Annotated in this window: 20 protein-coding genes; 8 read left to right on the top strand and 12 right to left on the bottom strand. The window is 57.5% G+C overall.

Translation table 11 applies throughout. The features are described 5' to 3' along the window. The first annotated feature begins 174 nt into the window (after positions 1–174). Together fmt and V3C19_RS00870 are read left to right on the top strand one after the other, a co-directional pair. Positions 175–1,119, top strand: a complete 945-nt coding sequence (gene fmt / locus V3C19_RS00875) for a methionyl-tRNA formyltransferase (RefSeq protein ID WP_130084347.1) — start codon at positions 175–177, stop codon at positions 1,117–1,119. Then, positions 1,120–3,126: a UvrD-helicase domain-containing protein gene (locus V3C19_RS00870; RefSeq protein ID WP_130084348.1), complete on the top strand. Its 2,007-nt coding sequence runs from the start codon at positions 1,120–1,122 to the stop codon at positions 3,124–3,126. 685 nt (positions 3,127–3,811) lie between these two features. Here the strand turns inward: V3C19_RS00870 and V3C19_RS00865 are convergent. From V3C19_RS00865 to V3C19_RS00855, 3 genes are all read right to left on the bottom strand, one after another. Next, a complete protein-coding gene (locus tag V3C19_RS00865; RefSeq protein WP_295934452.1) occupies positions 3,812–6,109 on the bottom strand; it encodes a sodium/solute symporter in 2,298 nt (765 codons plus the stop codon). Positions 6,110–6,121: 12 nt separating this feature from the next. Further along, the gene (galK, locus tag V3C19_RS00860; RefSeq protein WP_238623847.1) at positions 6,122–7,219 is read right to left on the bottom strand and encodes a galactokinase; all 1,098 of its coding nucleotides are present in this window, start codon (positions 7,217–7,219) and stop codon (positions 6,122–6,124) included. Positions 7,220–7,518: 299 nt separating this feature from the next. Next, the gene (locus V3C19_RS00855) at positions 7,519–8,850 is read right to left on the bottom strand and encodes a sugar transferase (RefSeq protein ID WP_295934455.1); all 1,332 of its coding nucleotides are present in this window, start codon (positions 8,848–8,850) and stop codon (positions 7,519–7,521) included. A gap of 443 nt (positions 8,851–9,293) precedes the next feature. On the opposite strand from V3C19_RS00855, the gene V3C19_RS00850 reads away from it, so the two are divergent. Beyond that, on the top strand, positions 9,294–9,944 hold the full coding sequence (locus V3C19_RS00850) for a hypothetical protein (protein ID WP_295934457.1): 651 nt from the start codon (positions 9,294–9,296) through the stop codon (positions 9,942–9,944). Positions 9,945–10,072: 128 nt separating this feature from the next. Here the strand turns inward: V3C19_RS00850 and V3C19_RS00845 are convergent, their stop codons facing one another. From V3C19_RS00845 to V3C19_RS00830, 4 genes are all read right to left on the bottom strand, one after another. After that, positions 10,073–10,807, bottom strand: coding sequence for a L,D-transpeptidase family protein (locus tag V3C19_RS00845; RefSeq protein ID WP_295934459.1), 735 nt, complete (start codon positions 10,805–10,807; stop codon positions 10,073–10,075). An 84-nt stretch (positions 10,808–10,891) separates the two neighbouring features. Continuing rightward, positions 10,892–12,796, bottom strand: a complete 1,905-nt coding sequence (locus V3C19_RS00840; protein WP_295934461.1) for a hypothetical protein — start codon at positions 12,794–12,796, stop codon at positions 10,892–10,894. Positions 12,797–12,814: 18 nt separating this feature from the next. After that, positions 12,815–13,195 carry a hypothetical protein gene (locus V3C19_RS00835; RefSeq protein ID WP_295934463.1) on the bottom strand — a complete coding sequence of 127 codons (381 nt, stop codon included), beginning with the start codon at positions 13,193–13,195 and terminating at the stop codon, positions 12,815–12,817. Positions 13,196–13,299: 104 nt separating this feature from the next. Further along, entirely contained in the window at positions 13,300–15,123 is a 1,824-nt protein-coding gene (locus V3C19_RS00830) for an ATP-binding cassette domain-containing protein (protein ID WP_295934467.1), read from the bottom strand. Positions 15,124–15,485: 362 nt separating this feature from the next. Here V3C19_RS00830 and V3C19_RS00825 point away from each other — a divergent pair, with 362 nt between their 5' ends. Beyond that, the gene (locus V3C19_RS00825; protein WP_161981663.1) at positions 15,486–15,938 is read left to right on the top strand and encodes a GNAT family N-acetyltransferase; all 453 of its coding nucleotides are present in this window, start codon (positions 15,486–15,488) and stop codon (positions 15,936–15,938) included. Between the two features lie 30 nt (positions 15,939–15,968). Here the strand turns inward: V3C19_RS00825 and V3C19_RS00820 are convergent, their stop codons facing one another. From V3C19_RS00820 to V3C19_RS00810, 3 genes are all read right to left on the bottom strand, one after another. Continuing rightward, positions 15,969–16,193, bottom strand: coding sequence for a hypothetical protein (locus tag V3C19_RS00820; protein WP_295934471.1), 225 nt, complete (start codon positions 16,191–16,193; stop codon positions 15,969–15,971). Positions 16,194–16,404: 211 nt separating this feature from the next. Next, entirely contained in the window at positions 16,405–18,135 is a 1,731-nt protein-coding gene (locus tag V3C19_RS00815) for a 4Fe-4S dicluster domain-containing protein (protein ID WP_295934472.1), read from the bottom strand. Between the two features lie 99 nt (positions 18,136–18,234). Next, complete coding sequence (locus V3C19_RS00810) at positions 18,235–19,149, bottom strand: DUF362 domain-containing protein (RefSeq protein WP_295934474.1); 915 nt, start codon at positions 19,147–19,149, stop codon at positions 18,235–18,237. Between the two features lie 165 nt (positions 19,150–19,314). Between V3C19_RS00810 and V3C19_RS00805 the strand changes: the two genes are divergently transcribed. Beyond that, positions 19,315–19,890, top strand: a complete 576-nt coding sequence (locus V3C19_RS00805; RefSeq protein ID WP_295934476.1) for a class I SAM-dependent methyltransferase — start codon at positions 19,315–19,317, stop codon at positions 19,888–19,890. Positions 19,891–19,949: 59 nt separating this feature from the next. On the opposite strand, the gene V3C19_RS00800 is transcribed toward V3C19_RS00805, so the two are convergent. Both V3C19_RS00800 and V3C19_RS00795 read right to left on the bottom strand, forming a co-directional pair. Continuing rightward, positions 19,950–20,561, bottom strand: a complete 612-nt coding sequence (locus V3C19_RS00800; protein WP_130084362.1) for a non-canonical purine NTP pyrophosphatase — start codon at positions 20,559–20,561, stop codon at positions 19,950–19,952. Positions 20,562–20,588: 27 nt separating this feature from the next. Next, complete coding sequence (locus V3C19_RS00795) at positions 20,589–21,350, bottom strand: exodeoxyribonuclease III (protein ID WP_295934478.1); 762 nt, start codon at positions 21,348–21,350, stop codon at positions 20,589–20,591. A gap of 254 nt (positions 21,351–21,604) precedes the next feature. On the opposite strand from V3C19_RS00795, the gene nusA reads away from it, so the two are divergent. The 3 genes from nusA to rbfA all read left to right on the top strand — a co-directional run bounded on the left by nusA (position 21,605) and on the right by rbfA (position 25,525). Beyond that, positions 21,605–22,900 (top strand): transcription termination factor NusA, encoded by a 1,296-nt coding sequence (nusA, locus tag V3C19_RS00790; protein ID WP_067572275.1) that lies wholly within the window; start codon positions 21,605–21,607, stop codon positions 22,898–22,900. Positions 22,901–22,943: 43 nt separating this feature from the next. Continuing rightward, the gene (gene infB / locus V3C19_RS00785; RefSeq protein ID WP_295934483.1) at positions 22,944–25,004 is read left to right on the top strand and encodes a translation initiation factor IF-2; all 2,061 of its coding nucleotides are present in this window, start codon (positions 22,944–22,946) and stop codon (positions 25,002–25,004) included. Positions 25,005–25,147: 143 nt separating this feature from the next. Continuing rightward, positions 25,148–25,525 (top strand): 30S ribosome-binding factor RbfA, encoded by a 378-nt coding sequence (rbfA, locus tag V3C19_RS00780; RefSeq protein ID WP_295934485.1) that lies wholly within the window; start codon positions 25,148–25,150, stop codon positions 25,523–25,525. Positions 25,526–25,683 lie beyond the last annotated feature (158 nt).

Genomic DNA, 25,683 nt, shown 5'->3' with positions numbered 1-25,683 from the left:
CCATATTCCACCCAATCGGAAAGAACTTCTTTCCTCACGAACCGGGCCGTCGGGAAACAGACGACGGCGCACCGCCGCGGCATAACGCAAAAAACCGGTTCCCCGCAGCGATATTCCCTCCATGTCTCCTGATTTAAATTGACCTGCGCAAGCCGGCAAGGCAATCTCCCTGCCATGCGCATCGTCTTCATGGGTACGGGCGACATTGCCATTCCCGCCTTCCGCAGCCTGATCCGGCACACGGATCTGGTAGGACTGGTTACGCAGCCCGACCGTCCGGTGGGCAGGCACCAGATTCTCACAGCACCCCCCATCAAGAACATCGCCCGGGAAGCGGGCATCACCGTGTTCCAGCCGGCCTCCCTGAAGGCGCCGGAATCCCTGGTGGGCCTCAAAAGGCTGAACCCGGACCTGATCGTGGTCATGGCGTACGGGCAGATTTTAAGCCAGGAAGTAATCGACATGGCCCCCATGGGTTGCATCAACGCCCATGCCTCCCTGCTCCCGCGCCACCGCGGCGCGGCCTGCATCCAGTCCGCCATTAAATCGGGGGATTCCCATACGGGTGTAACGATCATGCACATCGTCAAAAAACTGGACGCCGGAGACATCATTGCCCAGATCAGCACTCCCCTGGACGGCACGGAAACCGGCGGCAGCCTGCACGACAAACTGGCGCAAATGGCCCCGGACGTTCTTCTTCCCGTCATCCATGCCATTGAAAAGGGAACGGCCGCACGCGTCCGCCAGCAGGAAATCCTGGCCACATACGCCCCCAAGCTTCTGCGGGCGGACGGCAAGATAGACTGGACCGTTCCCGCCGAAGAAATCGGACGGATGATCCGGGCCTACGATCCCTGGCCGGGTACCTTTACCAACTATTGGAACCGCAAGGGGCGCATCCGCAACATGAAAATCTTCCCTGGCTTCACCATCGTGCCGGAGGCTTCCGGCAAACCGGGCCAGGTGCTTTCCGCCGGGGAGCAGGGACTGCTGATTGCCTGCGGTGAAGGAGGCCTGCTGGTGACGGACGTTCAACTGGAAGGCAGCACGCGCATGAACATTGCACAACTCATCGCTGGGCACCCAAATTTGAAAGACATCCATTTCGACGTGTAAATGGCCAAGTCATTTTCCATGGAAAGCCTGAACGCGGCCCAGCGCCGGGCCGTTCAGACCCTTCAGGGGCCTGTCCTGATCCTGGCCGGAGCGGGAACGGGAAAAACGCGCACCGTCACCTGCCGCATTGCCCACATGGTGGACAAAGGCATCAGTCCGAAAAGCATCCTGGCCGTTACGTTCACGAACAAGGCCGCTCTGGAAATGAGGGAACGCGTGGGCCAGATGGTGGACCGGAAGGCGGCGCGCCAGATCATGGTCAGCACTTTCCACTCCTTGTGCGTGCGCATCCTGAGGGAGGACATAGGCCGTCTGGGTTACAAGACCAACTTCACCATTTACAGCGGGTCCGAGCAAAGCGGCCTGATCCGCCGCCTCATCGTCCGCCACGGCGGCATCAAGGAAAAAATCGGGCCCAAGGACGTGTTGTCCGCCATGAGCCGGATGAAAAACAACGGCCTCGGCATTGACTCCATTGAAGACAACTTGACGGCCAATATCGCCGCCTCCTACCAGCGGGAGCTTCAGGCCCAGAATTCCGTGGACTTTGACGACCTGCTGATACTGGCGGACAAACTGCTGAAGGAACACGCGGATGTCCGGGCCGCCTGGCAGCAGCGCTTCCGGTACATCACCGTGGACGAGTTCCAGGACACCAACAGCCTGCAAATGAGCCTCCTCGGCCACCTGGTAGGACCGGATCACAACGTCTGCGTGGTAGGGGACGACGACCAGTCCATTTACGGATGGCGCGGCGCACAGATCAGCAACATCCTGGAATTCGAACGCTTTTTCCCGAACCCCTCCGTCATCAAGCTGGAGGAAAACTACCGCTGTACCGCCCCCATTTTGGACACGGCCAACGCCCTGATACGGCACAACCTGGGCCGCAGAGACAAAACGCTGCGCGCCCACAAGGGCGGCGGAGATCCCGTACGCCTCATCTCCATGCCCGGCGACGCGGAAGAGGCGGAATTCATCATCACGGACATTGAAAACGTCCGCAGACAGGAAGAACGCCCCTGGGAGGATTTTGCCATCCTGTTCCGGGCCAATACCCAGAGCCGAGTCATTGAACAAACCCTGCGGGAACACAAAATACCCTACCGCATGGTGGGGGCGCAGAGCTTTTTCGACCGCAAGGAGGTGAAGGACCTTATCTCCTACCTGGCAACGATTGAAAACCCGCAGGCGGACGAATATCTGCTGCGCATCCTCAACACGCCCCCCCGCGGCATCAGCGACCTGACGGCCCAGCTTGCCATCGACTGGAGCCGGGAACACGGCAACAGCGTCTGGGCTGCCCTGCAGGACGAGGAATTCCTGGAAACCCTGACCACCCGCGCCCGCAACAGCATTCAGGAATTCAACGAGCTAATCACCAAATACATCGATATTTTCCAAGACAAGGAAACCAACTTTGGAGATGCCATGGAACAGCTCATTGGAGAAACGGGATTCAGCGACTACGTCACTCGGCTGTGCAAGACGGAGGCGGAAACGCAGAAACGCCTCGTTTCCATCGGAGACGTGAAAGCCTCCCTCCGCAATTTCTGGCAACCGGAAAAAAGCCTGAGGGACTATCTGGCCCAGGTTACCCTGGACAAGGAGGACAACGATGACGACGTGGAAAACAAGCCGGGCGTCTGTCTGATCACCATGCACGCCGCCAAGGGGCTGGAATTCCCCGTCGTTTACCTCGTAGGCCTGGAGGAAGGAATCCTGCCGCACAAGCGCTCGCTGGAAGACGGCAACTGCGACGAAGAACGCCGTCTGCTGTATGTGGGCATCACGCGTGCGCAGGAAAGACTCATGCTGACCTACTGTGCCACACGCCTGCGCTACGGAGATCGCATGCCCTGCCAGCGTTCCTCCTTCCTGAGCGAAATTCCCCCCCACCTGATGGAATATTCCAAATGGGAAGACCTGATGAATGCGGAGGCTACGGAAGAGGAATCGGAAAACTTCTTTGATTCCCTCCGCAGCATGCTTCTGGAAGATGAATAGGTAGTCGGGATAATCGGTATCTATTCATGAATACAACGTTTTCCTTGATTAACAAACACGGCGGCGCACAGTTCCCATCTGGCACAGAGCCGCCGTTGCGGGCTCAAGAAGGATCGAGGCGGAAACACCGCGCGTTACCGCCATGGGGGAAAATGCCGTAATTGTCATGCGGCCCAAGCAATCCGTTGGAAATCCCTATTGATGAAGGGCTGAAACGCAGAATCCGTTTCCTGCTCCCAGGCCACTACGAAAAGGTCCCCGGACAACAGGATTTCCGGGGCGCCGCTGTCGAAATGCAGCAGCCCCCATAACCTGTCCATCCGTATTCGGCAAACAGGCGTCCTGGAAATTGAATACTGTTCTCTTTGCATTTACGGGATGATTTGAATGCCATGCGGAGACAGGGACACACCGCTTCGGTGAAGACGGAGAAATGGCATAGGGACCGTTTTTCCGCAAGCCTCCAAGGAAGATATCACCAGTATCAACCGGGTGCCCTACGTTCCATGCCGGGTTTTCATTTCCTCCCTGGGCCGTCTTTTCTGAATCAAGAGGATAGCCATGAGCTTGCTTCCACAGGTTATGATTTTCATTCCGTTTATTCCAATGACGGAAGTATTCCGGCCACAAAAAATCCTCCCGGCGCAACCGCCGGGAGGAGGAAAGAAATCCCTGTCGCCTTACATCACCAGAAGATGATGTACAAAGCAACCGTCGCGGCAACCACGAACCAGCCAAAAATCTTGGCTCGGGAAGAAGATTGCAGCGCTACCGCCCCTCTGTCGGGCAGGACGATGGCCTGGCCTCCGCGGGCGACGTTCACGGCCGTAAAGATGAATCCGATGATCACTACGGTAATGAAGCAAATGGCCATGCGGTTCAGGAACGCCATTTCCGGTTGCCAGATCTTCAGGAAGCCGTACAGGGCGGCATTGATGACGATGCCCAGCCAGCCGAAGATGCGCGGACACTTGGGCACGAAGAAGCCGAAGAGGAACACGCACAAGGCGCCCGGGCTCAGGAAGCCCTGGAATTCCTGAATGAAGTTGAAGATACCTCCGAAGGCCGGACTATCCAGGAACGGGGCAATGCACAATGCAATCAGGGCACACACCAGCAGTCCGATCTTGCCAACGGTAACGAGTTCCGTCGGCTTCGCGTTTCTGCGCAGCTTGTTGTAAATATCCATCGTGAAGATGGTGGATGCGGAGTTCAGCATGGACGCCAGGGAAGACACCACTGCCCCGAAAAGGGCAGCGAGTACGAACCAGGTCCACCCCGTACCGGGCAGCAGTTTCCTGATCAGCGTGCCGAAAGCGGAATCATAGTCGAAACCTACCAGCGTATCCGTCAAATAATAATTGTCCGTATCGTTCGCAGCAGGCTTGATGATCTCGTCATTGAGAGTGGCGATTTTTGCCACAAAGGGAGCGCGTTCCGCCAGCGTAGTCTGTTCATTGGCGGCATCCGCCTTGAGTTCGTCACAGGCCTGTTTCAACTCGGCCATCACATCTTCGCCGGCCTTCATGACCGCAGCGTTGTGCAGGGCGTGGGCGCAGCCGGCTTCCACGTTTTCTACCAGGAAGCTGTCCGTGATCCTGTAAATGACAGGACGCCCCTTGACGACGGCGGCATCCTTCGACTTGTCGATTTGCTTCTCATACTTTACTTCCGCCTGTTCCCTCAGATCATTGCGGTACAGATTGTAGGCCAGAATGCCGGGTACCACTACCACGAACGGGATGATCAGTTTGAGGAAAGCGGCGAACACGATGCCCATCTGGCCTTCCGCCAGGGACTTGGAAGCGAGCGTACGCTGCATGATGTACTGGTTGAGGCCCCAGTAAAAAAAGTTGGGAATCCACAGGCCCAGGCAAAGGGCCGTCCACGGGATTTCGGCATCGTCCGCCGGACGGATCATATGCAGCTTGCCGCCCACAGTGTTCACGCCGCTGGTCGCATCCCCGGAATTAAGTTCAAAGAAACGCGTTACCCCGTGCCAGAGGCTGTTGGACGGATCCCCCAGGGAAGCCACCGTAGCCCCGGAATTGGCGGCTGCGGACTGCACCAGGTGATTCGGATCTGCTCCGCTCAGGGCCATCAGGGCAAAATAGGCCACTACGCCGCCGCCTACAATCAGGGCGGCGCCCCAGAACAGGTCCGTCCAGGCACAGGCCTTCAAACCGCCCACGAATACATACACGGTACTGCAGAATGCGATGATGATGCAGCCGACGGTAATATTGCCAAAGTCGATACCCATGGCGCTGTAGCCGGTAAAGAATACGGAAATCACCTTGGCCCCGGCGTAAATAACGCCGGCGGTCGGCACGCCCACCAGAATCAGGAGCGTAGCAATAGCCATCAGGGAACGTGCCGCAGTATCATAGCGCTGTTCCAAGAATTCCGGAATGGTATACACCCCGCCTTTCAACAGTTTGGGAAGGAAACAGAAAGCCACGACCACCAGCGTAATGGCGGCCAGCCATTCATAACCGGCAATCGCCATGCCCACCCAGTTGGCGGCCTTGCCGGACATGCCCACAAACTGCTCCGTGGAAATATTGGCGGCAATCAGGGAAAAGCCGACGAGCCACCAGGTCAGGCCGCGGCCGGCCAGGAAATAGTCGGAAGCGCCCTTTGTTTTCTTTTCTTCTTCCGTCTCTTGCGGATCACGGCTCTTCCAGATACCCAGAGCAATGACACCTACGACCACCACACAGAATAAAATGACTTCCGTCGCGGAAAGTGGAGCCGGAGTCGGTTCACTGGACTCATCAGCTTTTGGGACGGCGTTTTCCACAGCCACGGGAGAGGCTGGCTGGATGTCAGCGGCTGGCTGCATTTCCGCAGCAGGCGTCAAAGCCGGAGCGGCCAGCGTGGGCTGGGCGTCCGGAGCTGTTGCGGAAACGGCCCCCTCCTGGGCGGCGGCGCCCCACGTCATCAGGGCTACGGCCCCGAGTATGGTTGCTAGTTTTCTCATAATCAGTATGGATTAAGCTTGGTACAGTACACGCGCGCCTTCACCGGCACTCGTCACGAGGTAGGTGGTTTCAATCCCTGTTTCCTGACAATAGGCCTGGAGCAGTTCCTGCGCTACCTTGTCAACATCTTCCGTCTTGACCAGGGCGACGATGCAACCGCCGAAGCCGCCGCCCGTCATGCGGGCTCCGTAAATGGAAGAAGCGGAAGGAATGCGGTCGCAAAGGGAAACCAGAGTATCCACCTCCGCACAGGAAACTTCATAATCATCGCGCAGGGAGGCATGGCTGCCGCGCATGGCGACGCCGGCTTCATCCCAGTCGCCGCGGGCGAGGGCATCCGCAAAAACAGCCACCCGCGCGTTTTCACCGATGACGTGGCGAGCACGGCGGTAACGCACGTCGCCAAGCTGTTCCTTGAAAGATTCCAGCAATTCCAGGGAAGCTTCGCGCAGGGAAGGCACCCCCATGATGGCGGAGGCTTCTTCGCACTGCTTGCGGCGCTGGCCATAAGCTCCGTCCGCCAGGGAATGCTTCACGGCACTGTCCAGAACCAGTACGGAAACGGAATCGTTATTCATCGGCACCAGCTCATATTCCAAAGTGGCGCAATCCAGCTTGAGGGCCATGCCCTTCTTGCCGTTGGCGGAAATGAACTGGTCCATGATTCCGCAGGGCACATTCACGAACTCATGTTCCACGGCCTGCCCGATCAAGGCAACCTCCTTGGGATCAATCCTGACGCCGGCAAAGGCGGCCAGCGCGGTGCAGACGGCAACTTCAAGAGCAGCGCTGGAAGAAAGACCGCCGCCGCGGGGCACGTTGCTGTCAATCAGCATGTCCACCGGGCCGATTTCTACGCCGCGACGGTGCAGATTGGCCAGCACGCCGCGCACGTAATTGGACCAGAACGGCTCGCCGGGAACCAGGGCGTCCTCCACGGCAATTTCATGTATCTGGTCTCCCAGCGAACCGCAGAAGCGATGCTTGCCGACAGGAGAAGGAGCTACCGCGACGACACAATGATTGTCCAGAGCCATGGGCATCACAAAACCATTATTATAATCCGTGTGTTCGCCAATGAGGTTCACACGTCCCGGTGCCGCTGCCACATGAGTTGGAGCCTGACCGAAATACTCGATGAAATACGGAGTCACCGTTTCTTTAGAGATTTCTCGCTGAACTAAATCCATAGTGGGCTGATTCTGCCCCAACGCCTCCCACACCTCAAGGTTAAAGTCTCCGCCCGGCCTCAAATCACTTCATTTTTTACCAAACTTTTGAGTTTTTTCAGAAAAAGACCGCCTGATGCCACGGCGGACATGAGGCAGAAAGCCGAAAAACACCCTCCCAAACGCATGCCAGGCCCGTAAACAGGGCATTTCCGTACCCTCCCAGCTGCCGGAAATCCTTACTTGGCCCCGCGGGCAAACAATACGGCGGGGACTGTTTTCAGCAGCAATTTGACATCCAGCCACAGGGACCAGTGGTCGATGTAATACATGTCCAGCTCCACCAGCTTTTCAAATTCCTTGATGTTGCTGCGCCCCGCTATCTGCCAGTATCCGGTGACTCCGGGAAGCACGCTCAACCTGCGGCGGTGTGCATCACTGGTAAAAGCCTCCGTTTCATAAACGGGCAGCGGCCGGGGGCCCGCCAGGCTCATCTCTCCTTTCAGTACATTGATGAGCTGAGGCAGTTCATCAATGCTGAATTTGCGCAGAATGCGGCCGAAAGGAAAGATACGGGGATCATTCCCCAGCTTGAAAATGGGGCCGTCCATCTCATTGCCGTGGCTGGCCTTTACTTCATCCAGCCTTTTGTCTGCATCCTGATACATGGTGCGGAATTTCCACATGCCGAATTCCTTTCCATACAATCCGGAACGCTTCTGGCAGTAGAAAACGGGACCGGGAGCAGACAGCTTGATGCCGGCGGCCGCAACCAGCCACAAAGGCGAAGTAAGCACCAGCAGGACAAGGGAACCGAGCCAGTCCATGGTTTTCTTTATCTGCCAGGACGTGGTGTAGGGAATGGGGGTGGACTTGTACACCAGCATTCTGACCTCTCCCATCACTCCAAAGTAAGTTTTGTGGACGGTTGGCATCCTCACCATCATGGAAGCATAAAAGTCCACTCCCATCTTGCCGCAAAGATCGGCCAGGCACTTCGCGACGGAAACATCCACCCCTTCCGGCAAAAATACGACTTTGCTGATGCATTTCCTGATCATCACATCCCGCGTTGTGACAGAATCCACGGATTTGGGAGAAATCACTGTCAGGGCTCCCTGAATATCCACGCGGTCCCGCTTCATCTGCTTCAGGAATGTGTCCACATATTCCGGAGCGCCTACCAGAAGCATGGGAGCCTCTTCTTCCAGCTTCTTTTCCGACCGGAACCGGAAAATACACAGCCACAGCACTCCAAGAAAAGTCAGCAGATACCCCAGTATTTGAACGGCAGGATCTCCGGAAAATGGGACCAGATACTTCCAGATGATGGAACTCAGCACCACAAAGCATGCGTAGGCCAGCACCAGTCGCCAAACGGTGCCGCTCAACGTCATGCAGCGGTAATACACCCCAAACTGGTCACAGCAGAAATACAACAGCAGGGACATGGTCAGAGGGGCGAGCACCAGTGTGCGGAGCCGCCAGGGTTCAGGCTGGACGCCCAGTGAACTCCAGGAAATGAACCCAACAACCATAAAAACGACAAACGCCAGAACAGTGACCGCCATTTTATTGATTCCGTAAGTTGTACGGTCTGCGTTTTGGATAAGCATCGAGAATGAAGGAGCTAGCGGACCACATAGTTAATGATGCCAAAGTTTTTGTCAAGTTTCATCCAATTCCGGACTGCCTTCCCGTCACAAGACCAGTTTTCGCAAACGGGTTTTCGTCTCCGCGGGGCTGGAAAGCCCAAAATGACGGGATACCGGCTTGCAAGAAACGGCCTCCGTGTGCATTGGTATACGCGTCAATCCGCCGGACTGACACCGCACACAGCCGGATCGCTCCTTATCAGACCATGCACGGACCGTTGATCGGGGCACGGGGCATCCGCATTTCTGTCTTTCCTTACGGAAACGGAACACCCCGGCGATTCGCCGGACGGAACCTATTGCATGGGGCATGAAAATCCGGCATGACACCAACATAATCATCAACTTAGCATATAAGTATGTCGCAACACCACACACAGGGAAGACAAGGCCAAGGCCCCCGTCGCCGCTATCACAAGGGCGGCCATTCCTATGGCAATGACCGCCGGGAATCCGGCGGATACCGTCCCAAATATAAAAAAGAAGCTCCTGCCAAGCTCTCTTTATGGCAGCGTTTCCTGGGCATCTTCGGCATCCGCCCGGCCAAGGGCAAGCCTGCCGTCAAAGACAAAAACGCCTCCAAAACAAATACCAGGGTGGCCCGCACCAAGCAGGAACGCATCATCACTCCCAAGCAGCCTGTCTCCAACCGCAGGCTGTATGTAGGCAACCTTTCCTACGAAGCTACGGAAAGCGACCTTGAAGACGTGTTCAAAGGCATTGGCGAAGTAACCTCCGTGGAAATCATTTACAATCCCCGCACTCACAAATCCAAGGGCTACGCCTTCGTGGAAATGAAGAAACTGGAAGATGCCGTCCGCTCCGTGGACATTCTTCACAACCAGCCTTTCATGGGCAGAAACCTGCTGGTCAGCGGCGCCAACGAACGCCAGGAACAGTCCAGGCCGGCCCGCGAACCCCGCGCCCCGCAGGAAGAACAGGATTCTATGGAAGAAATAAAGGAAACTTCCACCCCCCTGATTCAGCCGGAAACCCAGCCTCAGGCATAAAACAAGTTTTTACGAATCAAGAGCCGGCTCTCCCTCAGGGAAAGCCGGCTCTTTGCTTTCCTGCCTCTTACGCCGCCTCCAGAAGCCTGTAAATTGCGGGGGAACCCGCCATACGAAGAACGGCCATATCACGGCAGCCCCCATGCCTTGCGCAGCCTCAGGTATTCCCTGGAAGGCAGCAGGACGTACAAAGGATGCTTGGAAGGGTCCAGCCATGCGATCATGGCACGTAAATTTTCCTCGCTCATGGCGGTGCATCCGGCCGTGGGGGCCTGGCCGTCCCTCCTCCAGATATGGAAGAAAATGGAAGACCCTCCCCCTGCTACGGGGCGCCCCTGATCTCCGGCGGCGTTATGCCTGATGAACAGCTTCAGGCTGTGGGCGTAATCGTTCAGCTTCATCTGCTGCTTGAACTCCCAAGGCGTCACGGGATCATGCTTCAGCACGAAATGCTGGTTATAAAGAGGGGAAGACGGATCATCGACCCACATGTCCCGGGGCGTGATGCGGCGGTATGGCATGGAACGCTTCTTGTTGGGAACGGGCACGGTGCCGTACGCTCCGCCCAATTCAAAAATTCCGGCGGGAGAACGCAAATCCCCCTCCTTCTTCACGGGACCTTCCGCGGGAGGGCTGCTGACCCCCCTGCCCCATACCAGTCCGGACTTCCCCAAGCGGGCCGGAAACGGCCCCTTCACCATCATCCACCCCTGGGGACCTTTCTCCAGAAGGCTCAATTTCACATGCGAACTGTTCCAGCCGTCGGACGTCCCCACAATTACCTGGCGGCAATCTTCAGGGAGAGCCATGGCCGCAGCGCAAAACATCGCCAGCATGCACACGCATACATAGATACCCTTCATGCGCCGTAGCATACCGGGGAAGCTCCGGAAGGGAAGCAAATACTCCGTCCTTCCCCGGCATCCGGCAGACGTACACAAGAGTACCTACTTCAACGGAAGCACCTCGTCCAGCAGCGATTCTATCCCCTCCTTGGCAAATCGGGAATGCAGGTAAAGCTTCTTGGCTTCCATGTACTTGCCGAGGGCGGAACCGACTTCCTTGGCATTCCGCGCATTTTCCGCATCGTCCAGCAGCTTGACCAGCCTGCTTGCCTTGGTCGTCAGATCCAGATACTGGGAATTCAGCTCCTGGTCATTGACAAACAATTCCTGGTCGCGCAGGCGCAGCTGCTGCAATTCCTCCCAGGCGCCGTAAACGTCCTGCATGGCCTCACGCTGACGCGCCGCGCCCAGTGCCCGCTCAATGACCGCCATTTTAGCCAGGTCATCCACAAACTGGGCCTGCAGTTCCGGGTCATCCTTCACCAGCACGGCAAACTCGTGCTGATTGTCGAAAATACGCCGATAGTTCTTGTTCTTGTGGAAACGCTTGAAATCCTCCAGGGCATGGGACTGCTGGCCTGCGGCCATCATGGCATTGCGCAGGGGGAGCAGGCGCGGATTCTTGGGCCAGATCTCAATGGCCTTCTTCAGGCATTCTTCCAGCTTGACGCGGTCCCCCTTGGCAAGGGCTTCCTGCCCTTGGGCGATATAGGCGTCGCTGGCGAACACGGCAGCGCTGATGGCGGATTCTGCCCGGCCCGTGCTGAAATCCCGGGAAGTCTTCTTGAGGTCCTCCACCAGCGTGAGGGCTTCCTCGTAATCCTTGCCGTTCATCAGCTCAAACAGTTTCTCCACATCCCGCTTGAACACATACAGCTTCTGCTTCTTCTCGTACGGGAACGTACTGACGGGCGCCATGAATTCGCCGATCAGGAGAGCTTCATTCAACCGTTCCAGGGCATCCACGTAATGGTGGGAATCCACCAGATTGTTCACGGCCTTCATGTGGCGGTCCGAATCCCGCGCCAATTCCCGGGAAAGATTGTCCAGAACAGCCACGGTAGGAGGTACGCCCAGCGTACCTCCAAACATCTTGGCCGCATCGGAACCCTTCTCCAGGCGCAATTTCGTATCGCCGTCATTGAACAGGCGGCTGTACACGCCGCAGCCGATGGATACATGGTCAAAACGGCGCTGGGCAAACAACTGGACAAGTGTGGACTGGAACACGATTTTGGCTTCCGTTACGGTAAGCACCTGCTCGGTTTCCAGTTTCAGCTTGCGGGCCTGCATCTCCACCACGCGCTTTTCCAAATACTTGTAGCGCGGATTGTCCCGCGCCGGATTGGAAGAGGAATTCCCCTTCCTGCCCCCCTTCTGGTTAGAGGCAGAACCGGAGGACGTCGTCACACCGCTTTCCATCAGGCTCATTTTCTGGGTATTGGTGCGGATTTCGCGTTCCATCGCGTCCATCATCTTTCCCTTGTTCTTCCCGTTGGTCTTGGCCTGCCATGCGGTATAGATGGCCTGGCACAATGCGTCGGAAACACCGCCGTCCAGCGGATTGCTGGAAGCGGCAGTCAGCAGGTCTACCACCTGCCGCAGGACATTGTCCGCCGCCAGCCTTTCCTTGCGCATGGAAAGCACTTCGTGAATCTTGTTGAAAACCTTCTGGTATTCACGGGCATCCTCCGTATTCTCCTCCGGCTGGCTCAGGTACTTGTTGAAGCGGGCCTCAATTTCCCGGAAGCTGCCCATGTTCAGGGTCTGCCCGTTGATGGTTACCGTGCCGTCCTGCGGGTTCAGAAACGGCAGTTCATTGCCGTACAGGGATTTGGCATCTCCCTGGCTGCCCGGCTGGTAGGCGTTGGGCTGAATGGAGCCGGATGGATTGGCTGGCTGTGGAGACGCAGGAGCGGGGGTTCCTCCCGTTGCCGGAGGATTGTACATCATCTGCCCCATCGCAGGAAACGTACAGGCCAAGGTCAGAAGAAAGCAGTATTTCATGGATCGAAAAAGCTCGGGTTATTTAGGCAGGATGGAGGTAGCCATACACACGCCGCGCACGTTCGGGCTGATATCCTCCACCCGGAATTCTATTCTGTATTGCTGGTCTCTGTTGATGTTCATTCCATTTCTGGCTTCTGCGGAAACGCAGATGGGAATAATGTATTCCCGTCCGGACGCATCCTTGTACAAAAAGGAAATCAATTCCGACTCGCCGCGGGGAAAACGGTCAATCACGGTGCCGTCCAGCACGTAATTGTTGTTGGAAAGCTGGGAGGCGTTCATCGCCAGAATATCCAGCGGGATGTCGGATCCCGCCTGGGGCTTGTTGCTGGAGCGCGTCACGGCATAGCCGATAACAAGCGCCAGCACAAGAACCACCGCCCCGATGACCAGCATTGGAGCAGATGATGATGAACTCTTCTTTTTCGCTGCACGTCGTCTCGCCATAATCTCTTGTCGAGAAAATGTATAACGAACACGCAGTGATTGCACGCATTAAATTACAGTTCCCAGCGGGAACGGCGGATGCCGATGTAGGAGGCGGCGATGCCGCATGCAACATGCGCGCCGAGGACAATATAGCAGATCAGGGCCGGGGTCAGCCCCGTATCCAGCACATTCTTGACGGCATTGTACACGTCCGGCTTCAGAGCTGAAATGCTTCCGGACCAGGACCAGTACGCGGAAATGAACGGCCGGATGAAGCTTTCCACCTGCTCCGGGAGAGCCAGTACCGCCCCTGAGAGGGGAAGCTGGAAGCCCACCAGGTAAATGCTCAGCAGGGAGGCTTGGTCCGCGCTCTTGGCCAGGGAGGAAATGCCCAGGCAGACAAACGTCATGGCGGCATTGGCCAGTATCAGGAAAAACAAATGCGTCAGGCTGCCGCCCCGGTCCCAGAAGAAATCCACGAAGGCGAACATCCACACGGACTGAACCAGCACCAGCACGCTCAAATACGCCAGCTTGCTCGCCAGATAGGAGGAAGGCCGCATGCCCGCATACTTCTCCTTCTCCATGATGGCGCGTTCCCCGGCCACCTCCCTTGCGGCATTGTTGGACCCCATCAGCCCCAGCAGGATCACCTCAAACATGATGATGCCGGAAACGGCGGAACCGGTCTTCATATTCAACTGCTGCGCCTCAATATCCTTCTGCAGCGTCTGCACGTCCTGCGTGGCGGAAAGCCCTACGATCTGCCCGGTTCCCTTATCCGTGAACATGGCTACCAGCACGGGAAACAAAAGCACCATTACCAGTTGGAGGACAAGCTGGGAGCGGTCACGGAAGAAAATGCGCCACCGGCGCCCCAGCAGGCAGAAAAACTGGGTGAAGAAACCGGGCACTTCGGGAATGGCTTCCTCCCCGCCCTCAAATGCGGCGGCAATTTCTTTTCCGGCTGAAGCTCGTTCAGAAGATCCCCGTTCCCCATCTTCCTCTCCGGCAGGAGCCGGCGTTACTCCGTTCTCTTCGTCAAAAGGCTTGGCATTTGGGTCCGGCAACTCTCCGGAAAGAATCTTCTGCTCCCTTTCCTTCTCCAGCCGGGCATAATAGGACTCCCGATGCTTGGCCCAGGACCGGGACCAGGAAGCTCCGGTCCGGTCCTGAAGCTTGGGATAAATCTCTTCAAGAGCGGAAACACCGAAGTAATGCAGGATCGTCTTGGGGGAACCGTGGTAGACCACGCATCCCTGATGCATGACCAGGATGGAATCGTAACTGTCCAGATGAGCCAGGCTGTGCGTAACGGAAATGACGATGCGCCCGTCGGAACGGGACACCTCATGCAGAAGGTTCACGATATCGTGCTCGGACCGCGGATCAAGGCCGGAAGTCACCTCGTCGCAAATCAGGAGCCGGGGATCGGACACCAGCTCCATGGCCAGCGCCAGGCGCCGCTTCTGGCCCCCGGAAAGAATCTTCACGTCCCTGTCTGCAATTCCCTCCATGCCCGTTACCTCCAGGGCGTTGTCAATGCTGTCGTCCAGATCGTCAAGAGACTCGAACTTGCAGCGGAGCTTCGCGGCGCTTTCCACATTCTCATCCACGCTCAACTGGTCATAGGCAATGCTGAATTGGGGGACAAACCCGATCTCCGTCGGTTCAAAATCCTCTTCCGCCAAATCATGCCCATTCCAGAAAAAACTGCCGTCTGTCTCCGCGACCATGCCCGCGATAGCCTTCAACAACGTGGTCTTTCCGCAGCCGGACGGCCCCACGACCGCCATGAAATGCCCCTTGGGCACATTAAAGCTCACATTGTCCAGCAATTTCAAAGGACCGTCCTGGGCCTCTATCTCGTACGTAATGCCGTCCGCCTGCAACATAATGCATGTACCTTATCCCATCAGTCTCCGCATCATCAAGGAAAATCGGGACTCTTCCCTCACATGTTGAACCCATGCGCAAACTTGTTATTTTGAAAAGGTTCCGCCCCGGACGACGAAACACCTGACTACCCTCATGTTGTGGATTTGCGACTTCCGCGCCGCGAAGAATCTTCCCTCCACTCCTCCCCTGCTCATCAGGATTACTTGTGATTCCTGTGAGGTCCTCTTTTTAACGGATTTCCAGGGTGCCGGAACTCCGGAAAAAGAATTCCATGTCAACCTCTTGATTGAATCGGAAGAAAAAGCTGAACCTTTCTTTTTCCTCGCTTCCCCGCCCGGATGGAGGCATCATGGGCTTCATGATCAGCCGGACGGTAAAAGACGATCTTCCGGAAATCCTGGATCTCCAGCTCCGGGCCTTTGGAGAAGTTGCCCGGCGCCTGAACGCCGCCACTCTGCCTCCGCTGGAACAAACCATTGAACAACTGCTGGAAGAAGAGCAGAACTCTGTATTTCTTAAATATACGGAGGACGGGCATATCATCGGTTCGGTCAGAGGGAGCCTGGATGCCTCCGGCACCTGCCATGTGGGCAAGCTGATTGTGGACCCGTACTGCCGGAACCGGGGAATCGGACGGCAGCTCATGCAGGCGCTGGAAGAATACTTCCGCGGAAAAGCCTCCCGGTACCTCCTGTTCACGTCGGAGGAAACTCCGGAAACCCTGCACTTGTACGGCAAACTGGGTTACGAAAAGCTGTACACGCGGAATGCCGGAAGCACCGTCATGGCGTTTCTGGAAAAGAAGGCTTGAAAAAACGGCCCCCGCAGGAAGAGGAACACTTCATTCCAACATTTTCCCTACGGCCAGCCGGATCAAGCACCCGGCCAGAAAAATCCCCGCCGCTACCCAAAAGGAAAACCATTCCAGCAATACCCCGCATACCAGGAATATCAACGCACACCACAGCAAAAATGTGTTGATCACACGCATCAGGCTCCATTCCTCCGGGTAGAAGGGAGAAATAAGGAAAACCTTCATCAGGATGTCCTCCAAAAATCCCATCATGTGCCGCAAGATGAATTCCAAAACACTCATGGACTTTAATATTTAATAATTAACCACACAGTCCATTTTACACCCTTCTCCGCAAAAGCACAAGCAGGGGCACGGCATGGAACATCATGCCTTTCATCCTCTCCTGCCGGATAGGAGAACAAACCGCGAAAAAACAACGGATAAATGAACAAGGCCCAAGTACCGCCCTGCGGCAACCGCATCAGAACGGGAAATCCGTATCGCCCACCGGGTCCACGGCTTTTTCCTCAAATTTCTTTACGGCCTTCTGCTGGGGATTCACGGCCCGCACCACAATGGCTCTCGGGGGCACCGCTTCCCGCTTTTTGAATTCGCACTTTTCCTCGCACAAATTGCAGGGGCCTACCCGCACGCGTTCCTCCGGCTTTTCCGTCGTAACGGGACAGGCGTGCTCACACGCCCCGCAGCCGATGCACAGGGTAGGATCCAGCTTCGGCAGGCGGTGTTCCTGGCCGTCGCGCCCGATGTAGGGCACTGTGTAAAGCGCCTTGGTGGGACAGTGTTCCGTACAGGCGCCGCAGTCCATGTCCTCCCTCCTGACCAGGCAGCGGCACACGTAAAACTGGGCCACGGCAATGCGCGTGGTATCCTTCGTGATTTCCGTCGTATCCTTTTCAGCGGTAATAGGGAGTTTTCTGATGGCCCCGGTGGGGCACACTTCCGCGCAGCGGTGGCAGTCGTAAAGACAATACTTGGTGCTGAAATCCATCCGGGGCTTCATGAATCCCTTAATGCCCATCTGGAAATAAGCGGGCTGGAGCACGTGGGTGGGGCAGCTGGCGATGCACATCTGGCAGCCGGTGCATACGTCCAGAAACCGTTCCAGGGAACCGGCTCCGGGCGGAAGAACGCACTGGGTGGGGTCCAGCCTCTGGGCTGCATCCCCACGGCATCCCGACAGGGCGGCTCCGGCAAGCCCGACGGCGGTAGCCCCCAGGAATTCACGACGGGAACTTTTCGCGACAACCGGAGAAAACGCCGCCGAAGGGCGGGAAGAAGCCTCTTTCCTTTCCTTTTTGGCAGGAATCAATCTCCGGGCCCTGGTGAACCAGCGGTAGCGGATTCCTCCCTCATCACAGGCGCGCACGCAATCGTAGCACGCCACGCAGCGGGAGGCGTCTATCCGGTATTCCTTGAGATTCAGGCATTGGGCCTTGCAGGATTTGATACACTTGCCGCACTTTTTGCAGGATGCGGGATCAAAACCCAGCCGGAAAAGGGAAACCCGGGAAAGGAGCCCCAGCAGGGTGCCGACGGGACACACCGTATTGCAATACAAACGTCCCCTCCAGGCACTCATGGCGACAACCAGCCCGAGCATTCCGGCGGAAGCCAGCAAGGCGGGAAGAGCCACGGGATAATAGTCCATGCGGACCAGGTCCGCGGAAGCGCTGTCCGCCGCGAGCAGGTTGTTGCCCCAGACGGCGGCAGGCCACGCAAGCACATACATGATGCGCCCGAAAATGCTGTACGGATCCAGCCAATTGAGCGTCAACCCGGCAAAACCGATCACGCAGCAGACGGCCAGTGCCGCCAGAATGATATACCGCACCCACGGCACGGGCCGGGAAAATTTCAAAAAAACTTTCGGCCTGATCCATCTGCGCATCCTGAACACAATGTCCTGCAAAATGCCCAGGGGACAGAGGAACGAGCAATAAACGCGGCCGAAAAGCAAGGTCAGGACCAGCAGAACGGCCAGAGCCGCCACGGAAACACCCACCCAATTCAACGTCCCCAGCACGGAAGGGACAAACTGCCACTGCGCCAGCGCAAAGGAATCTTCCATCCCCTCCCCGCCTCCCGTCATATTCGGCACATTCCACGCGGGAATGCCGCGCAGGAAAGCATAGGCAATCCCCACGAAGAAAATGACGGCCACGGTTGCGCGGAGCCATTTCAACGGACTCACAAAAAAAGCTTTAATGATTGACATACCAATCTATGAAACACCGCCCGCAACGAAAAGTTGGCGTCCGTCCGCAATAATTGCGGACGGACGGAAAAAACATCAGGCCATGTTGATGCGGCGGATATTGAGCTTGGTGAGGTCCGCCGTTCCCAGCCCCATTTCCTCTCCCAGCAATACATGGCGGATCTTGCCCGCCTTGTTCAGCAGGGCCGCGCCCGCAGAATCAATCGCCACGATATCGCGGGAGGCAAGCAGAGTCTTGCGCTCCACCAGATCGTTCGTGTCCTTGCCTACGGGACCGTTGCGCACCATGGGCATGTAGGCGTCCAGCACGCACAGGTCCGGCTTGCGAAAATACACGGCATCCGCAATGCACTGGTGCAAGTCGTTCTTATGCATGGCGCCGCGGTCCCATACGGTGCCCATGACGTTCTTCATGCAGGCGGTCATTTCAGATCCGCTGTGGTGCTTGAGCGGAGGGCAGGTGATATAAACGTCCGCTTCCAGAACGGCCTTGTGCACCTTGGCTGAAGTGAATTTTTTGGCCTTCGGGTTTTCCGTCTGAACGTATTGCCCTTCATTGCCGCCGTCCACCATCACGCCTCCGGCTTTTTCCACGGCCTCTTTCACGCCGCTGCCTTCATACGCGCCATTATGGCAGCAGTGGTCAAAAACCTTCACTTCCTTCGCGCCGGCCTGCTTGCACAGTTCCACCAGCGTGGCGACGGTTTCCGGGTGGGTGTTGGACCCGAACTCCGGCGCCTTGTTCCAGCCGATGTTCGGCTTGATCACCACGGTCTGGCCCGGCTTCACGAATGCCTGCATGCCGCCGAGCGTTTCCACGGCCTTTTTAACCATTTCCGCGCGAGTCCCATTGCGGACGGCAACGAGGTCGGGAATGCCGGAAGCCGTCTGGGGGGACGTCTCCTGGGCGAAGAGGGTTTCCATGTCCGTAATGGCCGCTAAAGCGCCCACGGCGGCGGTCCCCTTCAAAAATGTACGTCTGTCAGTCATATTGGTGCAAAGTCAAATGTTCATCTTTCCGGCAACGGAGCATTTCCGATGCCTTAGTGCCTACCTTATCATACGGAAAATGGAAAAACAACCTGTCAATCATTTTCCCTGCGGGAAATTCACAAACTAATTGTCATACACGCCGGGCTCCTATAAAACCCGGTCATGAAGTGTTCCCTGCTCAGCCGGCCCATGACCTGCGCGCACGACTGGATCAGCCGTCTCGTCCTGCCCGGAGACACGGTGGTGGACGCCACAGCGGGAAACGGGCACGATACTGCATTTCTGGCACGCCTGGTCGGCCCGGAAGGGAAAGTGCACGCCTTCGACATTCAGGAAGAGGCGATCCGCTCCGCCAGGGAACGCCTGAGGGAAGAGGGGCTGCTTACGGACGCCGTCTGTTTCCATCTGGCCAGCCACTCGCGCCTCGCGGAACTGGTCCGCGGCCCGGTCAAAGCAATCATGTTCAACCTGGGCTACCTGCCCGGCGGGGACAGGAACCTCACCACCCGTGCGGATTCCACTCTGGCGGCCCTGGAACAGGCCGTGAACCTGACAGCCCCCAACGGAATCCTCAGCGTCATGTGCTATCCGGGCCATGAGGGAGGAGACATGGAAGCGGCCGCCGTGGAACAATTCCTTTCCCGGCTTCCCCATCACCTGTGGAGAACAGGCAAATACCAGCTTCTGAACACTTCCACGCCCGCACCGTTTCAAATTTGTGCATTCAGGCTGGATTGACATTCCTTCAGCTTCCGGAAGGCGAACGCAGACCGGAAGATACTTAAGGAATACCCTTCTCACGCACGGCCCATCCACTCCACCACCTGCGCCAGCGCACGGCCCCGGTGGGACATGGAATTCTTCACCTCCATGGGGAGCTGGGCGAAGCTCTGCTCATACCCTTCCGGCACAAACAGGGGGTCATATCCAAATCCTCCCTCCCCGGTCAATTCCGTCAGCATGTGGCCTTCTATGGAACCGGAAAATTCCGCCAGCACCGCACCTTCGCGGGCCAAAACCATCACACAGCGGAAGCGGGCGGCAGGCTTGCCTCCCGGGCGCACTCCGGCCTTCCGCAACTCTTCCAGCATACGGCGGTTGTTCCGTTCATGATTACCTTCCTCTCCCCCGAAGGAAGAAGACCAGACGCCCGGACGGCCATCCAGAACATCCACCTCCAGCCCGGAATCGTCCGCCAGGACAATGCCGGGAATGCATTTGGAGGCGGAGACTGCCTTGAGCGTGGCGTTTTCCGTAAACGTAACGCCGGTTTCTTCCACGGGTGGGGCCTGGGGATAGTCGGAAAGGTCCCTTACCTCCCATTTTCCGGCCAGCATGGCACGGATTTCCCCGGTTTTATGGGCGTTGCGCGTGGCAACCACCAGCAATGGCAATTCCTGTTGCATCATGTTGAAATTCTCGTGTCGTGTTTTTTCTCAGCAGTCAATCTCCAGGCTTACGGGGCAATGGTCGGAACCCATCACGTCCATATGGATGGCCGCGCTCTTCACCCTGGGAGCCAGAGAATCGGAAACGCAGAAATAATCAATGCGCCAGCCGATGTTCCGGGCACGCGCGCCCCCGCGGTACGACCACCAGCTGTACCAGGACGGTTCCTCCGGATGCAGCAGGCGGAACGTATCGGTAAATCCGGCTTTCAGCAACTGCGTGAACCCGGAGCGTTCTTCGTCGGTGAACCCGGCGGAGAAACGGTTGTCCTTGGGCCGCGCGATGTCGATCTCCTGATGGGCCACGTTCAAATCGCCGCAGAAAATGACCGGCTTGACAGCCGCCAGGCCGGCCACGTAATTGCGGAACGCCTGATCCCACTGCTGCCGGTAGGGCAGCCTTGCCAGCTCGCTCTGGGAATTGGGCGTATAGCAGTTGACCAGGTAAAACTGCTCGAACTCCATGGTGCACACGCGTCCTTCCCGGTCGTGTTCCGGCCAGCCAATACCTGTGGACATGGACAGGGGCTTCACGCGGCTGAGAACCAGCACTCCGGAATAACCCGCCTTTTCCGCCGGATTCCAGAGCTGGTACGGCCAGGAAGACAGCCACAAATCATCCACCTGTTCCGGACGCGCCTTGATCTCCTGAAGGCAGAGAATGTCCGCATCCAGCGCATCCGCGGCTTCTCCCAGCCCCTTGCCCAGAATCGCGCGCAATCCGTTCACGTTCCAAGAAACGAGTTTCATGCGGGCATACTTCCCGTTTTTCCCCTTCCCGTCAAGCCCTCAAACTCCCCTTCGTCGGCCCTGCTTCATCCCTCCGCGCAAACCCTTCTTCCGGAATCATCCCCAGTATCTTGCATGCCGCACGGGACAAGTGTTTTTTCTTGCCAACCGGCAGGGGTCATGCTTACTTAGATAGGCAAACACCCCGAGAGGCACTCGAGAGTGGGTCTGTCGACCCGCTCTTTTTTGTCTATCCATCACACATCTCTACGCTCATGACAAACGACATTAAAGCTTTGATCGACTACTACGAGAGGGAAAAAGGGCTCTCCCGTGAAAAAATTCTCCTCGCTCTGGAATCTGCCTTCCTGTCCGCCTACCGCAAAATGGTCCCCGGTTCCGGCTCCATCAACTACCTCCGGGCTGAAATCAACGTGGACAAGGGCAAGGTGCGCATCTTTGCTGATCTGGAAGTAGTTCCGGATGAAGAATACAAGGACAAATTCAACCAGATCCCCCTCTCCCTGGCCGTCAAGCTGGACCAGAATGCCGTCCTGCACGACCTGCTGGCCACCAACATCACCCCCAAGGGCTTCGGCCGCATCGCCGTGCAGACGGCACGCCAGACGATGCTCCAGAAACTGCTGGATGCCGAAAAGGAAATGCTGTACGACGAGTTCAAGGACCGTGCCGGCGATCTGGTCACGGGCACCATCCGCCGCTTTGAGAAAGGGGACATCTTTGTGGACCTCGGAAAATTCGAGGGCGTCATGACCTCCCGCGAGCGCGTGCCGAACGAAGACTACAGCGTAGGCGACCGCATGCGCTTCTACGTGGTGGAAGTGCGCACGGAAGGCCGCGGACCGGAAGTCATCCTTTCCCGCAGCCACCCGAACCTGGTGCGCCGCCTCTTTGAATCGGAAGTGGTGGAAATCGGTGACCAGACGGTGGAAATCCACGGCATCGCCCGCGAAGCCGGCTACCGCACCAAGGTGGCCGTCATCAGCCACGACGACAAGGTGGACCCCGTGGGAGCATGCGTGGGCATGCGCGGAGCCCGCGTTAAAAACATTGTCCGGGAGCTCAACAATGAAAAGGTGGACATCCTGGAATGGACGGAAGACCCCGTCGAATTCGTCCGGGAGGCCCTCAGCCCCGTGGAGCCCCGGGAAATCACCGTGGACGAAGACGCCAAGAGGGTCTTCGTCATCGTCCAGGACGACAAGGACCTCTCCAAGGCCATCGGCCGCAGGGGCCAGAACGCCCGCCTCACCTCCCGCCTGATGGGCTGGGATGTCCAGGTGCGCGTCTTTGACGTTCAGGAAGCTGAAAAACTCCAGAGCCAGGCAGCCGCTGAAGAAGTGATGCGCCAGTGCCAGGCCGCGGCGAAAACCCTCAGCGAACAACTGGAAATCCCGGAAGAAACCGCCATGGGCCTCGTAACCATGGGGGGAACGGACCTGGTGGCCCTCACCGGATTTGAAGCTTCCGACATCGCGGAAAGCATGGGTATTCCCGCAGAGGAAGCCGCCCAGATTCTGGACAAGGCCAGGGACCTCATTTCCCAATAAACCATTGAGCACGGCGCTCAATATCTAACCAATTTAAAATCAAATGCCTAACAAACAAGAAGAGAACGAACCCAAAAAAGAAGTGCTGGATCTGATCGGCGGATCTCCCAAAAAGAAACGCGCACCGCAGCCCGAACCCGTTCCGGCCCCGGCGCCCATCCCCCGTCCGGCTCCGGCCAAGAAAGAAGCTCTCGACTTGCTTTCCGGCCCCAAGAAAAAAGCGCCTGCTCCCGTTCCCGCCAAACCGGCTCCCGAATCCGTCCAGCCAGCTCCTGCCGCCGCACCCGCGCCGCAGGAAGAGGAACCGTCTTCCAGGGATAAGGTCATCAACCTCAAGCCGCCCGTTTCCGTTTCCGAACTGGCCGCTCTGCTTCAAGCCAAGCCTTTCCAGATCATCAAGGACCTGATGGGCATGGGCATCTTCGCCAACCCGAACACGCCGCTGGACGCTGACGCCGTCAGTTCCATCTGTGACCTGCACGGCTACACCTTCGCCCGTGAAAAACGGGAAAAAGGAGGTGGAGTCAAGGCCCAGCAGGAACCGGTGAAGGAGCCGGAACCAGTGCCGGTCGTGGAAGAACCCAAGGCCACCCTCATCACCCGCACGCCCATCATCACGGTCATGGGCCATGTAGACCACGGGAAAACCTCCCTGCTGGACTACATCCGCAAGGCCCACGTAGCGAAGGGGGAAGCCGGCGGCATCACGCAGCATATCGGCGCCTATACGGTAGACTACAACGGCAACACCCTCACCTTCCTGGACACGCCCGGTCACGCCATCTTTACGGAAATGCGCGCCCGCGGAGCGGACGTGACGGACATTGTCGTGCTCGTCGTAGCCGCCAATGACGGCATCATGCCCCAGACGCGGGAAGCCATCGCCCATTCCAAGGCGGCCGGCAAAACCATCATCGTGGCCATCAACAAATGCGACCTCCCTGCGGCAGATCCCATGAAAGCCAAGAGCGGCCTGATGGAAGAAGGGCTGGTCCCCACGGACTTCGGCGGCGATGTGGAATGCGTGGAAGTCTCCGCCCTGACCGGGGACGGCATTGACGACCTGCTCGGCCTCCTTTCCCTCCAGTCGGAAGTGCTTGAACTCCAAGCCAATCCCAAGGCCAACTGCCGGGCATCCATCATTGAAGCCCGCGTGGAACCCGGTACCGGCAGTTCCGCCACGGCCATTGTGGAAAGCGGCACCATCCGCATCGGCATGCCCTTCATCTGCGGCCCTTACGCCGGCAAGGTGCGCGCCCTGGTCAACGACCACGGCGAACGCGTCAAAAAAGTCGGCCCCGGGATGCCCGTGGAAATCATCGGCTTTTCCGAGACCCCGAACGTGGGTGACGAACTCGTGGAAATGGAATCCGAACGCGCCGCCAAGAAACTGGGCGAAGAACGCCAGGAGGAACTGCGCAAGCAGCGCCTGGCCCAGCCCCGCAAGGCCCGCATGGAGGAACTGCTCGCCATGATGGGCGACGGTACCCAGAAGGCCCAGCTCAAGATTCTCCTGAAGGGGGACGTCCAGGGTTCCGTGGAAGCCATTAAAAAGGCAATCATGGACATCCAGTCGGACAAGGTGGAATGTGTCTTCCTGAATGCCGCCGCCGGTCCCATCTCGGAATCTGATGTCCTGCTGGCTTCCTCTTCCGACGCCGTCATCCTGGGCTTCAACGTCAAGGTGGAATCCAACGCCGTGAAACTTCTCAAACGTGAAGGCGTGCAGGTGAAGCTGTACTCCATCGTGTACGAACTCATCGACCAGGTGAGGGACGCCATGCTGGGCCTGCTGGAACCGGAAACGCGTGAAACCATCATCGGCCACGCCAAGGTTCTCCAGGTCTTCAAGCTCAACAAGGGTCGCGCCGCAGGCTGCATGGTTGAGGACGGCAAAATCCTCCGCAGCTGTGAAGCGCGCGTCATCCGCGACAAAACTCCCGTTTTCGACGGCAAGATGTCCACTCTCCGCCGCTTCCAGGACGAAGTGGAAGAAGTCAAGGCCGGTCTGGAATGCGGCATTCGCCTGGGCGACTTCAACGAATATGAGGCTGGCGACATCATCGAATGCTACACGCTGGAAAAAATCCAGCAGACGCTGTAAGCCAATACGTAATCTCACCGAAGCGGGAATGGAACCGCCCCAGGGCTCCGACAGGGTCCCCTAGGGAGCTTCCATTTCTGCCATTCGTGTACATCCCTCCTTCCGATTGAACAATCGGACAGCCCCTTACTCTATTTCTTCATATGAGCAGACGCACAGACAAGGTTAATGAACTCCTCCGCCGGGAAATAGGCACCACCATCCAGCGGGACTTTGAATTCCCCGGAACGATTGTCACCGTAATTGAAGTGGAAGTGACGGATGACCTGAAAGAAGCCAGGGTCTGGGTGGGCGTCGTGGGCCGCATGGCTCCTCCCCAGGTTCTGGAAAAGCTGAACTCCCGCCACGGCCTCATTCAGTCGGCCGTAGCCAAAAGAGTCGTTCTGCGCAACACTCCGCGGCTCTCCTTCCGGCTGGACGACTCCGCGCAGCGCGGGGTTGATCTGGTCAACCTGCTGGACGACATTGACAAAAATCTGCCTAAAGCCCCTCCCGCAGATCCGGAGGAAGAACAGGCCTGAATCCCGCGGCCCCCTGGAATAACACTCCGGATACTGGAAAACAGCGATTCTTCCACCTGCTGAAGGCAAAAAAATCTGTCCGTCAAAAACAGGATACTCTCGCCCCGGACACCGGAGCCGTGACTCCCGGCAAACAGACATTTCCGGAGGTATCTTTC

The organism is Akkermansia sp. AE01SA01, from assembly GCF_036417395.1.
Lineage (GTDB): Bacteria > Verrucomicrobiota > Verrucomicrobiia > Verrucomicrobiales > Akkermansiaceae > Akkermansia.
This window is presented reverse-complemented; position numbering and strand designations above follow the sequence as displayed.